We start from the raw sequence: 12,735 nt of genomic DNA, 5'->3' as shown, positions 1-12,735 counted from the left end.
CGCTGGAGGCGCTCGCGCGTGAGATCGGCGGGCCGCTGCTGGCCGCGGACCTGACCGCGGCAGGCGCCGTCGACGAACTGGCCGACGCGGTGCGCCGGGTCGGCGGCGTCGACGTGCTGGTGCACAACGCCGGCATCACCCGCGACCGCACGCTGGCGCGGATGTCCACGGCCGAATGGGACGCCGTGATGGCGGTCAACCTCGCGGCGATCCTGGCGATCGACGCGCGCCTGGACGAGGCGGGACTGCTGAACGCGGGCATCCGCGAGGTCTGTCTCTCGTCGATCAGCGGCATCGCCGGCAACGCGGGACAGACCAACTACAGCGCGTCGAAAGCGGCGTTGATCGGCTATGTCGCGGCGCGCGCCGGCGACCTGGCTGAACGTGGCGGCACGATCAACGCGGTAGCGCCGGGATTCATCGAGACCGCGATGACCCGCCGCATGCCGCTGCTGGTGCGGGAGGCCGGCCGCCGCCTGAACGCCCTCAAGCAAGGCGGCACGCCCGCGGACGTGGCCGAGGCCATATCCTTCCTTGCCTCGCCCGCCGCGCATCCGCTGACCGGGCAGGTGCTGCGCGTCTGCGGGCAGTCGCTGCTGGGCGCATGAGCGCCCGGCGCCGCTGACCGGCCGATCAGATGTAGCCCATCAGCAGCAGGATGACGAGGATCAGCACGACCAGGCCCAGGCCGCCGCTGGGGTAGTAGCCCCATCCGCGGCTGTGCGGCCAGGTGGGCAGCGCGCCGATCAGGAGCAGGATGAGAACGACAAGCAGGATGGTGCTGATCATGCGGATCTCCGGCATCTTGTGAATCGGACCCGGCCGGTGCCCTGAGCGCCGCCGGCGGATGCCTTGGCTCGGCAACCGCTGTGCCTGCGTCGACGTTCGCTCTCACCCGCGCGATCCCCCATCGGGAGCCCCCCATCGCCCGCCCATTCGGAGCGATGGTCAAGGGACCAGGATCTCCGTGAGCATTGGCTTCCTTCCGGTCGCGCATTGAGGCAGATCAATCGCTCGCTGCCATGGCGTCGCGACCTTCCCGGACCGACTTGCCGATCCGCCGTTTCGGCACCAGCATGTCGACCCCTCGCCCTCTACTCGCCGCTTGATCATGACCCCCTTGCTTCCTGATTCCCACACGAGCGCCGCGACGCCCGCGACACTCCCCGCGCCTCTTCGAAAGGCGCGGCTTGAACGCTCCGACGAAGAAACGATCGGCCTGCGCGTGCCTCCCGAGGTCTGCGAACTGATCGACCGCGCCGCCGCAGCTGCGGAGAAGTCTCGCGAAGCCTTCCTGATGGATGTCATCCTGGACGCGTCCGAGGCAGCGCTCCTTCACCGGGCCACGTTCGGGCTCGACGAGGCGCAACTGAGCGCCTGCCACGCGCTGCTCGACCGCCCGCTGGACGAGAACCCCGGCTTCCAGCGGCTGATCGCCAGGAAAGCGCCATGGGCGACGTAACGAACATGCTTCAACCGCCCCAGTTGCTGACGACAGCGCACGTCCGTGGCGAGTTCTCCTGCGGACACGTCGTGCTCGACGCCTGGCTCCAGCAGCGGGCGCAGCCCAACCAGGCCAGCGGTGCGTCGAGGACCTATGTCGTCGCGACGGCTCGCGGCGTCGTGATCGGCTACTACTCGATCGCGCCGACGGCGCTCGAAGCGCGTCTTGCCAATGGGTCGCTGCGTCGCAACGCGCCGACGCCCATCCCGATGTACCTGCTGGGCCGTTTGGCCGTCGACGCGTCATGGAACGGCCGTGGCATCGGCGCAGCCTTGCTGCAGGACGCTCGAGCCCGTGCTGAAGAAGCTTCACGGATCGCCGGCGGCAAGGGCCTGCTCTGTCATGCCATCGATCATCGCGCGAAGGCGTTCTATACCCGGCAAGGGTTCGCGCCGTCGCCTATGGAGCCGCTGATGCTCATGCTCGCTCTTTCGCCCCCAACGGTGCGCCGCCTCCCACCATCCGCATGAGCACCGCCGCCGTGCGCTGCATCAGCGGCGTCGCGCGCTTGCTGGTCGGTGTGACCAGGCAGAGCGTGCTCTGGATGTCGGCCCGCGCGAACGGGGTCTTGACCAGACGCTCCGGACGCTCGTAGATCTGCAGTGCGTCCTCGCCAAGCGCCGCATGGCCGATGTTCGCCGCGACGCAGTCCAGGATCGCCGGCACGCTGGCCACCTCCCAGCGGACATCGAGCTGCACCCCCGCCATCGCGGCGGCCTGCTCCATCAGCGAGCGGAAGATGTGCCCCCGCTGCGGCATCACCAGCGGGTAGCGCGACAGCTGCGACAGCGTCGGCGGTCGCGCCGGCGCCTGGTCCTTCGGACTCACCAGGCACAGCCGCTCGCGGCGCAGCGGCAGGATCTCCAGTGCCGGCAGCGGCTCCGGGTTGTAGACCAGTGCGAGGTCGGTGCGCCCGGTCAGCAGCCACTCGGTCAGATGCACCGAGAAGCCCTCCATGATCGTCAGCCGCGCCTGCGGCATCTCCGCCTGGAATGCCCGGATCAGCGCCAGCGTGTGCAGCCGCGCCAGCGTCGGCGGCATCGCGATGGTGATCTGCCCCACCGGCTCGCTGCGGCGCGACCGCAGGTCGTCCTTCGCATGGCTCACCAGGTTGAGGATGTCCTGCCCGTGTTGCAGCAACCGCCGCCCGGCCTCGGTCAGCGCCACGCCGCGACCGTTGCGCAGCAGCAGGGTCTCGTGCAGCTCGGTTTCCAGCGCCCGCACCTGCCGGCTCAGGGCCGGCTGCGCCACCCCGAGCACCATCGCGGCCTTGCTGAAGCTGCCGTGCTCGGCGACATGGACGAAGGTTTCCAGCTGGGTCAGGTTCATGCGCGGATGCTCTCACGATCCGGCATGGCCGGACCATCCAGCCCATGCCTGATCGGAATATCAGCTAGTGGAAGCTAGAACTGGATCGTCTGGCCCGGGCAGACCAGAATCCGCCGCATTCCTTCCCCGTCCGCCCTCCTCCGGAACCGTTCCCGTGATCGCTCCCCTCGCCGGCATTTCCTCGATGGCCACCCGCGTGCTGCTGGCCGAGCTGTCCGCCGCCTACACCGCCGCGCATGGCCTGGAAATCCGCTTCGAGTCGATCGGCGGCGTCGATGCCGCCCGCCGCGTCGAGTCCGGCGAGGGCGTCGACCTGGTCGTCCTGGCCGCCGACGCGATGGCGCGCCTCCTCGCCTCCGGTCGCCTGCGGGCCGACTCCCTGCGGCCCATCGCCGACTCGCCGATGTACATCGCCGCGCCCGAGGGGCAGGCCCAGCCCACCGTCGACAGCGCCGATGCGCTGCGGCAGGCGCTGCTGGATGCGCGCGCCATCGGCTACTCGACCGGCCCCAGCGGCCAGGCGCTGCTGGCGCTGCTCGCGGACTGGGGCTTGACGGATGCGCTGGCCGGGCGGCTGCGCCAGTCGCCCGCCGGCATCCCGGTCGCCACGATGGTCGCGCAAGGCGATGTCGACCTCGGTTTCCAGCAGCTCAGCGAATTGCAAGGCCATCCCGGCGTGACGCTCCTCGGCCCGATGCCGCCGGGCCTGGAGATCGTCACCCGCTTCACCGCCGCCGTCGCGGCCACCAGCGGCGAGCCCGCCACCGCGCAGCGCGTCGTCGACGACTTCGCCTCGGCCCGCCACGATGCGCTGCGCCGTCGACTCGGGCTGGCCACGCCGGCCGCCTGAACCCGCCTCACGCCCTCCACCGTCCACCAGGAATCCGCCATGTACGAACTCGGCGTCGTCTACCGCAACATCACCCGCGCCGAGCGCAGCGCCGCTGACGCGCTCGGCCACTTCGGCGCCGCGACGGTCCATGAGGCGCTCGGCCGGGTCGGCCTGCTCAAGCCCTACATGCGGCCGATCCAGACCGGCGTGTCGGTGTCCGGCACCGCCGTCACCGTGCTGCTGCAGCCCGGCGACAACTGGATGCTGCACGTCGCCGCCGAACAGATCCGCGAGGGCGACATCGTCGTCGCCGCCGTCACCGCCGAATGCAGCGACGGCTATTTCGGCGACCTGCTCGCCACCTCCTTCAAGGCGCGCGGCGCCCGCGCGCTGATCATCGACGCCGGCGTCCGCGACGTGCGCATGCTCAACGAGATGGGCTTCCCGGTCTGGAGCAAGTGCATCTCGGCCAAGGGCACGATCAAGGCGACGCCCGGCTCGGTCAACATCCCGATCGTGTGCGCCGGGGCGCTGGTTCACCCCGGCGACGTGATCGTCGCCGACGACGACGGCATCGTCTGCGTCCCGGCCGCGATGGCGCCGAAGACGCTGGATGCCGCCGCCGCCCGCGAGGCCAATGAAGGCGCCAAGCGCGACCAGTTCGCCGCCGGCGTGCTCGGACTGGACCTCTACAAGATGCGCGAGCCGCTGGCCAAGGCCGGCCTGCGCTACATCGACTGATTCGGCCAACGACCGACGCCCCTGGAGACAACAACGATGACCGCTCCCCGCTTTCGCCCCCGCCGCGCCGCCCTCGCACGCAGCGGGCAAGTCCTGGCCCTGGCCGCCGCGACGCTGCTCGCCGCATCCCTGCCCCGCCTCGCCGCGGCGCAGGCCAGCGCCCCCGCCACCGACTGGCCGACCCGGCCGGTGCGCATCCTCACGCCCTTCCCGGCCGGTGCCGGCCCGGAGACCGTGGCCCGCGTCGTCGCCGAGAAGCTGTCGAAGAAGTGGGGCAAGCCGGTGATCGTCGAGAACAAGCCCGGAGCCAACGGCTTCATCGCGATCGACGCCTTCAAGCGCGGCGCCACCGACGGCCACGACCTGATCCAGCTGGACAACGCCCACCTGGTCATCTATCCGCACCTGTTCAAGAAGCTGCCCTACGACCCGGTCAAGGACTTCGACCCGATCGCCCCGCTGTTCAAGACCTACTTCTTCGTCGGTGTGTCGGCCAACAGCAAGTACAAGACCGTCGGCGACATCGTGGCCGATGCCAAGGCCCATCCCGGCGCGCTGAACTACGGCTCCTGGTCGGTCGGCAACCCGGTGCACCTGGGCGCGGCGCAGCTCGAGGCGATGACCCAGACGCAGATGACGCACGTCGTCTACAAGGAGACGTCGATGCTCTACACGGCCGTGGCCAACGGCGAGCTCAACTTCGCCCTGGGCACGATGGCGACGGCGGGGCCGCTGCAGCGGGCCGGCAAGATCCGCTTCATCGCCATCACCGGCCCGAAGCGCCACCCCGCCTTCCCCGATGTCCCCACCGTCGTCGAGTCCGGCGGTCCCGCGGGCTACGAGGCCACCGGCTGGACCACCATCGCGGCGCCGCGCGGCCTGCCCAAGGCGGTGCAGGAGCGCATCCAGCGCGACATCGAGGCCGCGCTGGCCGAGCCCGACATCCGCGAGCGCTATCTCACCTTCGGCTACGACGTCTTTCCGACCACGAAGGAGCAGTACATGGGCTTCATCTCGGCCGAGTCGGCCAAGTACGCGGCGCTGATCAAGCGCTTCAACCTCTCGCTGGACTGACATGAGCACCGCCGCCCCCGATCACGCCCAGCCGCCGGCGCTGGAGGACCTGCGCGTCGGCCTGGTCGGCTACGGCGAGGTCGGCCGCATCCTGGCCGAGGACCTGCGTGCCGCCGGCGTCGCCGTCAGCGCCTACGACCTGAAGCTGAAGTCGCCGTCTGTCGACGCCGACACCATGCGGGAGCACGCGGTGCAGTTCGGCGTCGCGCTGAGCCCGTCGGCCACCATGGTGGCGACGCCGGCCGACCTGGTCGTGAGCGCCGTCACGGCCAGCCAGACGCTGGACGCGGCGCGTGCGGCCGCTGCGGGATTGCGCCCCGGCACCTTCGTGCTGGACTTCAATTCGGCCTCGCCCAAGGCCAAGCGCGAGGCGGCCGAGGCGGTGCATGCGGCCGGCGGCCGTTATGTCGAGGGCGCCGTGATGACCAGCGTGCCGCCGTATCGGATCAAGGTGCCGCTGCTGCTGGGCGGCCCGCATGCGGACGCGATCGCGCCGCTGCTGGCACGCCTGGGCTTCGCCGCCAGCGTGGGCAGCGCGGAACTCGGTGTCGTCAGCGCGACCAAGATGTGCCGCAGCGTGATGATCAAGGGCATGGAGGCCATGGTCATCGAAAGCCTCACCGCCGCCCGCCATTACGGCGTCGAGGAGGCGGTGCTGGCTTCGCTGAAGGAAACCTTCCCCGGCATCGACTGGGACAGGCAGGCCGCCTATTTCTTCCAGCGCGTGATCCAGCACGGCCGACGCCGCAGCGAGGAGGTGCGCGAGGTCGCGGAGACCGTCCGCGACGCCGGGCTCACGCCCTGGAGCGCCGAAGGCACCGCCGAGCGCCAGGCCTGGATGGCCGACCTGGCCGAGGACGGCCTGTTCGGCGAGCGCGGCGATCCGGCCTTCGGCCGCAGCCCCGACTGGCGCACCGAGGCCGACCGGCTGCTGGCCCACCTGGCCAGGCCCAAGCTGCCGCCGCAGGGCTGACCGGGCCCCGCCGCCGGCGCCTCGAACTCTCCGCGATTTCCTGATGTCCCCGATCCCGCACAAGGACCTGTGATGACGCTTCCCACCACCGGCGGCTTCGACAAGACCCCGGGCTGGCTCGACTGGCATCCGAGCCCGTCGACCCCGCGCTTCCGGCTGCCCGAAGGCGCCGTCGACGCGCACTGCCACGTCTTCGGCCCGGGCGCCGAGTTTCCCTACGCGCCCGAGCGCAAGTACACGCCCTGCGACGCGGGCAAGGCCCAGCTCTTCGCGCTGCGCGACCGGCTGGGCTTCAGCCGCAACGTGATCGTGCAGGCCACCTGCCATGGCGACGACAACCGCGCGATGCTCGATGCCTGCCGCGCGTCCGGCGGCCGCGCGCGCGGTGTGGCGACCGTGCGTCGCGGCATCACCGACGCGCAGCTGCACGAGCTGCACGAAGCCGGCGTGCGCGGCGTGCGCTTCAACTTCGTCAAGCGCCTGGTCGACTCCACCCCGCGTGACGAGCTGATGGAGATCGCGCAGCGGGTGAAGGCGCTGGGCTGGCATGTCGTCCTCTACTTCGAGGCGCCCGACCTGCCCGAGCTGTGGGACTTCTTCGCCGCGCTGCCCACCACCGTCGTCGTCGACCACATGGGCCGGCCCGACGTGACCCGGCCGGTGGACGGGCCGGAGTTCGCCCTGTTCCTGCGCTTCCTGCGCGAGCATCCCTTCGTCTGGAGCAAGGTGACCTGCCCGGAGCGGCTGTCGATGGCCGGCCCGCCGGCGCTGAACGGCGAGACGGCGCCCTACCGCGACGTGATCCCCTTCGCGCGCCGCGTCGTCGAGGAGTTCCCCGACCGGGTGCTCTGGGGCACCGACTGGCCGCATCCCAACCTCAAGGACCACATGCCCGACGACGGCCTGCTGGTCGACGTCATTCCGCGCATCGCCCCCACCGCCGACCTGCGCCAGCGCCTGCTGGTCGACAACCCGATGCGGCTGTACTGGCCGGAGACCGCGGCCCGATGAGCCCGACCGCGAACCGCTTCCAGGAGACCCGCATGTCGATCGACAAGCCCTACCGGGACATCCCGGGCACCACCATCTTCGATGCCGACCAGGCCCGCAAGGGCTACTGGCTCAACCAGTTCTGCATGTCGCTGATGAAGGCGGAGAACCGCGCCCGCTTCAAGGCCGACGAGCGCGCCTACCTCGACGAATGGCCGATGACGCCGGCGCAGAAGGAGGCCGTGCTGGCGCGCGACCTCAACCAGTGCATCCGGCTGGGCGGCAACATCTACTTCCTGGCCAAGATCGGCGCCACCGACGGCCGCAGCTACCAGCAGATGGCCGCCGGCATGACCGGCATGACCGAGAGCGACTACCGCGACATGATGCTGGCCGGTGGGCGCCAGCCCGATGGCACGCCGCGGCGCAAGCCGGTGGACGACGCGGCGGCCGCCGACGCGAAGCAGGCGACCGCGGGCGACACCCGGGGCGCGACGAAAGGATCGGCCCGATGAGCACGCATGCGCGCATCACCGCCTCGGTCTACACCTCACACGTGCCGGCGATCGGCGTGGCGATGGACCAGGGCCGCACGCAGGACCCTTACTGGCAGCCGCTGTTCGCGGGCTATGAGGCCTCGCGCCGCTGGATGGCGGAGCACCGGCCCGACGCGATCGTGCTGGTCTACAACGACCATGCCAACGCATTCAGCCTGGACATGATCCCGACCTTCGCGCTCGGCACCGCCGAGCGCTACGACCCCGCCGACGAAGGCTGGGGCCCGCGCGCGGTGCCGCCGGTCCTCGGTCATGGCGAGCTGGCCGCCCACCTCGCGCAAAGCGTGATCCAGCAGGACTTCGACCTGACGCTGGTCAACCGCATGACGGTCGACCACGGCCTGACCGTGCCGCTGTCGCTGATGTTCGGCGAACAGCCGGCCGGCGCGCCGCACTGGCCGGTGCCGGTGATCCCGCTGGCGGTCAACGTGGTGCAGTACCCGGTGCCCTCGGGCCGGCGCTGCCTGCAACTGGGCCAGGCGATCCGCCGCGCGGTGGAAAGCTTCGACGCGCCGCTGAAGGTGCAGGTCTGGGGAACCGGCGGCATGAGCCACCAGTTGCAGGGGCCGCGCGCCGGGCTCATCAACCACGCCTGGGACCAGGCCTGGATGGACCGCCTGATCGCCGACCCGCGCGGCCTGTCCGAGATGCCGCACCTGGAGTACGTCCGCGAGGCCGGCTCCGAAGGCATCGAGCTGGTGATGTGGCTGATCGCGCGCGGCGCGATGAGCGACCTCGCCGACCCCGCGGACGTCGACGTCCCGCTCCGCGCGCCCCGCGTCGCCCACCGCTTCTATCACGTGCCGGCCTCCAACACGGCGGTCGGCCACCTGATCCTCGAGAACCCCTGATCCCTCGGGATCGCGGGAGTCCCACCCGATCCCGCCTCACTGGAGCCCTTCATGTCCACTCCCCTGCGCATCGCGCTGGCCGGCGCCGGCGCCTTCGGCCAGAAGCACCTCGACGCGCTGCGACTCATCGACGGCGTCGAGGTCGTGTCGCTGATCAGCCGCGATATCGACAAGACCCGCGAGACCGCCGCCCGCTACGGCATTGGCCACGCCACAACCGAACTCGGCGAGGCGCTCGCGCGCGACGACGTCGACGCGGTCATCCTCTGCACGCCGACGCAGCTGCATGCCCGCCAGGCGCTGGCCTGCCTGGAGGCCGGCAAGCATGTGCAGGTCGAGATCCCGCTGTGCGACGTGCTGGCCGACGGCGAGGCCGTCGTCCGCCGCCAGCGCGAGACCGGCCTGGTCGCCATGTGCGGCCACACCCGCCGCTTCAACCCCAGCCATCAGTGGATCCACCGCCGCATCGCCGCCGGCCAGCTGCGGATCCAGCAGATGGACGTCCAGACCTACTTCTTCCGCCGCACCAACATGAATGCGCTGGGCCAGCCCCGCAGCTGGACCGACCACCTGCTCTGGCACCACGCGGCGCACACGGTGGACCTCTTCGCCTGGCAGTGCGGCAGCCCGATCGTCAAGGCCCATGCGCTGCAGGGGCCGATCCATCCCGAGCTGGGCATCGCCATGGACATGAGCCTGCAGCTGCAGGCGGCCAACGGCGCCATCTGCACCCTGTCGCTGTCCTTCAACAACGAAGGGCCGCTGGGCACCTTCTTCCGCTACATCGGCGACACCGGCACCTACATCGCCCGCTACGACGACCTGGTCACCGGCAAGGACGAGACCATCGACGTCAGCCGGGTGGACGTGTCCATGAACGGCATCGAGCTGCAGGATCGCGAGTTCGTCGCCGCGATCCGCGAGGGTCGCGAGCCGGTGGCCAGCGTCGCGCAGGTGCTGCCCTGCTACCAGGTGCTGCACGAGCTGGAGCAGGCCCTGAAGGCCGGCTGAGGCGGCTGGCGCCGGCCGGCGGCGGGGAGTGGCACGGCGGACGGTCGGCGCGGTTAGGATGGCCGCCTCGTCCCCGTGCCGCCGATGGACCGCCTGCCCCCCTACGCTCCCCGCTCGCTGACCCGACTGGCCCTGTGGCTGGCGGTCGGCAACCTCGTCATCGCCGCGGCCATCGTCGCCGCGACCTGGCTGGCGCTGCGAGCCGGCCGCGAATCCGACCTGACCCGCGCCCGCGAGACCACCGAGAACCTGGCCGCCAGCCTCAGCATCGAGATCGGCGCCGAGCTCAAGCAGGTCGACAACGCGCTGTCGACGCTGGCGCTGCAGTACCGCCGCGCCAGTGCCGACCCGGAGGCGCTCAAGCGCGCGATGGAGCGCGCGCTGGCCGACCAGCGCAGCCTGCTGCCGCAGGTCGACGCGATCCGCATGACCGACGCCCGCGGCCAGGTGATCTACGGCCTGGCCAGCGAGGAGAGCAGCGTCAGCGTCGGCGACCGGGACTACTTCCAGCGCGCCCGCGACGGCGATGGCGCGGTGATCTCCGAGCCGCTGTTCGGCCGCGTGCTGCGCAAGTGGGGCATCGTCGTCGCGCGCCGGCTCGAGGCCGAGGACGGCAGCTTCGCCGGCGTCGTCTACACCACGCTCTCGACCGAGCACTTCATCGAGGGCTTCAAGGGCCTGACGATCGGCGCGGAGGGCGCGATCTCGCTGCGCACCCGCAGCCAGCGGCTGATCGCGCGCTACTCGGCGGCGGAGCCGCATTCGATCCGCGGGGTCGGCGACGTGATCGTGTCCGAGGACCTGATGCGCAAGATGGCGGCCAACCCGCAGCAGGGGTGGTACGTGACCAAGACCCGGCTCGACAACATCGAGCGCATCACCTGCTACCGCCAGGTGCGCGGCTACCCGCTGACCATCTTCACCGGCGCCAGCACCGCCGACTTCCTGGCCGCCTGGCGCGGCGAGGTCATCCAGCAGAGCGCGCTGGCGGCCGTGGTCATCCTGACGGTGCTGGGCTGCTCGGTGCTGGTCTTCCTGCAGCAGCGCCGCGACCGTCGCGCCGCCACCGGTCTGCAGCAGCTGGCGCTGGAACAGGCGCTGATGCTGGATAACGACATGGTCGGCATGATGCGGCTGCGCGACCGCAACGTCGTCTGGCAGAACCGCGCGCTGGCCTCGCTGTTCGGTTATGCGCCCGGCGAGCTGCTCGGGCAGCCGACCCGCCAGCTCTACCTGGACGAGGCCAGCTTCCGCGAGGTCGGCGAGGCCGCCTACCCCGCCATCGAGTCCGGCCGGCGCTACCGCCAGCAACTGCGGATGCGGCGCAAGGACGGCACGCCGGTGTGGATCGACCTGAGCGGCGCGTCGGTGTCGGGCAACGAGTCGCTGTGGATGATGATCGACATCTCCGCGCTCAAGGAGAGCGAGGCCACCGCGCGGCACCTGGCGGTGCATGACGCGCTGACCGGCCTGCCCAACCGCGTGCGCTTCACCGAGCGGCTGGCCGGCGCGCTGACGCTGCTGGGCGAACGCGTCGGGCTGGTCGCGGTGTGCTGGGTGGACCTGGACGGCTTCAAGGAGCTGAACGACCAGTTCGGCCATGAGGCTGGCGACGTGGTGCTGCGGGTGGTGGCGCAGCGCCTGCAGGCCGGCGTGCGCAACCACGACCTGGTGGCCCGCATGGGGGGCGACGAATTCGCCCTGCTGCTGACCGCGCTGCGCGCCGAGCACGAGGCCGAGCCGGCGCTGCGTCGCATGCTGGCGTCCATCGCCGAGCCGATCCGCCTGCCTGACGGCGATCACGCGTCGGTCACGGCCAGCATCGGCATCGCGTTTGCCCCGCTCCATGGCCGCCAGGCGGAAGCGCTGATGCGGCTCGCCGAGACGGCGATGACGATGGCCAAGCGCGCCGGCAAGCGGCGCGTGGTGTCGGCCAGCAGCATGCCAGGGAACGCCATGAACGCACCGAACTCGCCGGCGACCTCCGTCGGCCCCGACGCGCCCACGCCGGTGGACGCGATCGACACGCCGTCCAGCCCCGCGCCCGAACCGGGCACCGACAGCGCCGCGCCCGCCGGTCAGCGGCCCCGCGACCCGGGCCCGCCGGCGGTGCCGGACCATTCGTTCGACGAATCGGTCGCCGGGGAGGAAGATCCGGGCGCCACGCTCGACGGCGAGGACAGCAGCCGCGTGCCGCCGCGGCGGTCGTAGCCGTCAGCCTGGCGGCGCGGCCGGGCCGCGGGATCGACATCGGCGTCGATGTCCGTCCCCCTGCCGAGCGCGACGGCGATATCGACACCTGCAGGGAGCGATCGTCATGACCGAGGAAACCTCCAGCCCGCACACCAGCGACCGCCATCGGGTCAATGTGCAGGACGACTACGAGCTGCGTTACTGGGGCGAGCGCTTCGGCGTCTCGCCGGAGCTGCTGCGGCACGCGGTGGATGCGGTCGGCACCAGCGCCAAGGCCGTCGAGGAGTGGCTCCAGGCGCATCGTTGAGCCGCCACGACGGCCCTCCTCCCCGGCCCGGCGCCTGCCTCTTCCTCCGCCCCTCGCCCGCTTGCGGGAGAGGGGTCGGGGTGAGGGCCAGCAGCCGACCGCAGGCCCTCACCCCTGCCCTCGCCCGCGTGCGGGAGAGGGCGTTCCTTGGCGCATGGAGGGGATGAGGGACTGGCCAGGAACGGGGATTGCTGCCTAGGCAGCTTGCCGATCCCGGCCAGCCAGGAGTGCCCAGCATGGATGCCGACTTGGACCTCGCGTCTTCCCTGTCTCCCCCGGACGCCGCCCCGTGCGACGCTGACACCGGCGCGATCTCGCGTCGCGGCCTGCTGATCGCCGGCGCGGGCGCTTCGGCCGCGGTCGCCGCCGGGGC

Annotated in this window: 15 protein-coding genes; 13 read left to right on the top strand and 2 right to left on the bottom strand. The window is 71.2% G+C overall.

Annotation, left to right across the window (positions count from 1 at the left end; translation table 11 throughout):
* Window positions 1-608: SDR family oxidoreductase (locus CS062_RS23735; protein ID WP_143742484.1), on the top strand; the 608-nt coding region annotated here is incomplete at its 5' end.
* 25 nt (window positions 609-633) lie between these two features.
* On the opposite strand, the gene CS062_RS23730 is transcribed toward CS062_RS23735, so the two are convergent.
* The gene (locus CS062_RS23730; RefSeq protein ID WP_099864218.1) at window positions 634-789 is read right to left on the bottom strand and encodes a DUF3309 family protein; all 156 of its coding nucleotides are present in this window, start codon (window positions 787-789) and stop codon (window positions 634-636) included.
* Window positions 790-1,111: 322 nt separating this feature from the next.
* Here CS062_RS23730 and CS062_RS23725 point away from each other — a divergent pair, with 322 nt between their 5' ends.
* Together CS062_RS23725 and CS062_RS23720 are read left to right on the top strand one after the other, a co-directional pair.
* Window positions 1,112-1,462, top strand: coding sequence for a type II toxin-antitoxin system TacA family antitoxin (locus CS062_RS23725; protein WP_099864213.1), 351 nt, complete (start codon window positions 1,112-1,114; stop codon window positions 1,460-1,462).
* Window positions 1,450-1,974, top strand: coding sequence for a GNAT family N-acetyltransferase (locus CS062_RS23720; RefSeq protein ID WP_233218231.1), 525 nt, complete (start codon window positions 1,450-1,452; stop codon window positions 1,972-1,974). The genes CS062_RS23725 and CS062_RS23720 overlap by 13 nt, the downstream gene beginning before the upstream one ends.
* Here the strand turns inward: CS062_RS23720 and CS062_RS23715 are convergent.
* Window positions 1,922-2,833 carry a LysR family transcriptional regulator gene (locus tag CS062_RS23715; RefSeq protein ID WP_099864212.1) on the bottom strand — a complete coding sequence of 304 codons (912 nt, stop codon included), beginning with the start codon at window positions 2,831-2,833 and terminating at the stop codon, window positions 1,922-1,924. The genes CS062_RS23720 and CS062_RS23715 overlap by 53 nt on opposite strands.
* A gap of 154 nt (window positions 2,834-2,987) precedes the next feature.
* Between CS062_RS23715 and CS062_RS23710 the strand changes: the two genes are divergently transcribed.
* The 10 genes from CS062_RS23710 (at window position 2,988) to CS062_RS23665 (ending at window position 12,362) form a co-directional block, all read left to right on the top strand.
* Window positions 2,988-3,683, top strand: a complete 696-nt coding sequence (locus tag CS062_RS23710) for a substrate-binding domain-containing protein (protein ID WP_099864210.1) — start codon at window positions 2,988-2,990, stop codon at window positions 3,681-3,683.
* 39 nt (window positions 3,684-3,722) lie between these two features.
* Entirely contained in the window at window positions 3,723-4,406 is a 684-nt protein-coding gene (gene ligK, locus CS062_RS23705) for a 4-carboxy-4-hydroxy-2-oxoadipate aldolase/oxaloacetate decarboxylase (RefSeq protein WP_099864209.1), read from the top strand.
* A gap of 36 nt (window positions 4,407-4,442) precedes the next feature.
* Window positions 4,443-5,480 (top strand): Bug family tripartite tricarboxylate transporter substrate binding protein, encoded by a 1,038-nt coding sequence (locus CS062_RS23700; protein ID WP_099864207.1) that lies wholly within the window; start codon window positions 4,443-4,445, stop codon window positions 5,478-5,480.
* Between the two features lies 1 nt (window position 5,481).
* The gene (locus tag CS062_RS23695) at window positions 5,482-6,453 is read left to right on the top strand and encodes an NAD(P)-dependent oxidoreductase (protein ID WP_099864206.1); all 972 of its coding nucleotides are present in this window, start codon (window positions 5,482-5,484) and stop codon (window positions 6,451-6,453) included.
* A gap of 72 nt (window positions 6,454-6,525) precedes the next feature.
* Entirely contained in the window at window positions 6,526-7,464 is a 939-nt protein-coding gene (locus tag CS062_RS23690; protein ID WP_099864204.1) for an amidohydrolase family protein, read from the top strand.
* 32 nt (window positions 7,465-7,496) lie between these two features.
* Entirely contained in the window at window positions 7,497-7,958 is a 462-nt protein-coding gene (gene ligA, locus CS062_RS23685) for a protocatechuate 4,5-dioxygenase subunit alpha (RefSeq protein ID WP_099864215.1), read from the top strand.
* Entirely contained in the window at window positions 7,955-8,851 is an 897-nt protein-coding gene (locus CS062_RS23680; RefSeq protein ID WP_099864203.1) for a class III extradiol dioxygenase subunit beta, read from the top strand. Before ligA ends, CS062_RS23680 begins: the two co-directional genes overlap by 4 nt.
* Before the next feature lie 51 nt (window positions 8,852-8,902).
* The gene (locus CS062_RS23675; RefSeq protein ID WP_099864201.1) at window positions 8,903-9,862 is read left to right on the top strand and encodes a Gfo/Idh/MocA family oxidoreductase; all 960 of its coding nucleotides are present in this window, start codon (window positions 8,903-8,905) and stop codon (window positions 9,860-9,862) included.
* A gap of 84 nt (window positions 9,863-9,946) precedes the next feature.
* Window positions 9,947-12,073, top strand: a complete 2,127-nt coding sequence (locus tag CS062_RS23670) for a diguanylate cyclase domain-containing protein (RefSeq protein WP_099864200.1) — start codon at window positions 9,947-9,949, stop codon at window positions 12,071-12,073.
* Between the two features lie 106 nt (window positions 12,074-12,179).
* On the top strand, window positions 12,180-12,362 hold the full coding sequence (locus tag CS062_RS23665) for a DUF3606 domain-containing protein (protein WP_091724754.1): 183 nt from the start codon (window positions 12,180-12,182) through the stop codon (window positions 12,360-12,362).
* Window positions 12,363-12,735 lie beyond the last annotated feature (373 nt).

It is taken from the genome of Roseateles chitinivorans (assembly GCF_002761755.1).
Lineage (GTDB): Bacteria > Pseudomonadota > Gammaproteobacteria > Burkholderiales > Burkholderiaceae_C > Roseateles > Roseateles chitinivorans.
The sequence above is the reverse complement of the archived record's forward strand: the minus strand, read 5'-3'. Positions and strand labels throughout refer to the sequence as shown.

What these genes read in the sequence shown, in the direction of transcription:
- CS062_RS23730 (WP_099864218.1), bottom strand. Translation starts at nt 789, where the DNA reads ATGATCAGCACCATCCTGCTTGTCGTTCTCATCCTGCTCCTGATCGGC.
- CS062_RS23725 (WP_099864213.1), top strand. Translation starts at nt 1,112, where the DNA reads ATGACCCCCTTGCTTCCTGATTCCCACACGAGCGCCGCGACGCCCGCG.
- CS062_RS23720 (WP_233218231.1), top strand. Translation starts at nt 1,450, where the DNA reads ATGGGCGACGTAACGAACATGCTTCAACCGCCCCAGTTGCTGACGACA.
- CS062_RS23715 (WP_099864212.1), bottom strand. Translation starts at nt 2,833, where the DNA reads ATGAACCTGACCCAGCTGGAAACCTTCGTCCATGTCGCCGAGCACGGC.
- ligK (WP_099864209.1), top strand. Translation starts at nt 3,723, where the DNA reads ATGTACGAACTCGGCGTCGTCTACCGCAACATCACCCGCGCCGAGCGC.
- CS062_RS23700 (WP_099864207.1), top strand. Translation starts at nt 4,443, where the DNA reads ATGACCGCTCCCCGCTTTCGCCCCCGCCGCGCCGCCCTCGCACGCAGC.
- CS062_RS23695 (WP_099864206.1), top strand. Translation starts at nt 5,482, where the DNA reads ATGAGCACCGCCGCCCCCGATCACGCCCAGCCGCCGGCGCTGGAGGAC.
- CS062_RS23690 (WP_099864204.1), top strand. Translation starts at nt 6,526, where the DNA reads ATGACGCTTCCCACCACCGGCGGCTTCGACAAGACCCCGGGCTGGCTC.
- ligA (WP_099864215.1), top strand. Translation starts at nt 7,497, where the DNA reads ATGTCGATCGACAAGCCCTACCGGGACATCCCGGGCACCACCATCTTC.
- CS062_RS23680 (WP_099864203.1), top strand. Translation starts at nt 7,955, where the DNA reads ATGAGCACGCATGCGCGCATCACCGCCTCGGTCTACACCTCACACGTG.
- CS062_RS23675 (WP_099864201.1), top strand. Translation starts at nt 8,903, where the DNA reads ATGTCCACTCCCCTGCGCATCGCGCTGGCCGGCGCCGGCGCCTTCGGC.
- CS062_RS23670 (WP_099864200.1), top strand. Translation starts at nt 9,947, where the DNA reads ATGGACCGCCTGCCCCCCTACGCTCCCCGCTCGCTGACCCGACTGGCC.
- CS062_RS23665 (WP_091724754.1), top strand. Translation starts at nt 12,180, where the DNA reads ATGACCGAGGAAACCTCCAGCCCGCACACCAGCGACCGCCATCGGGTC.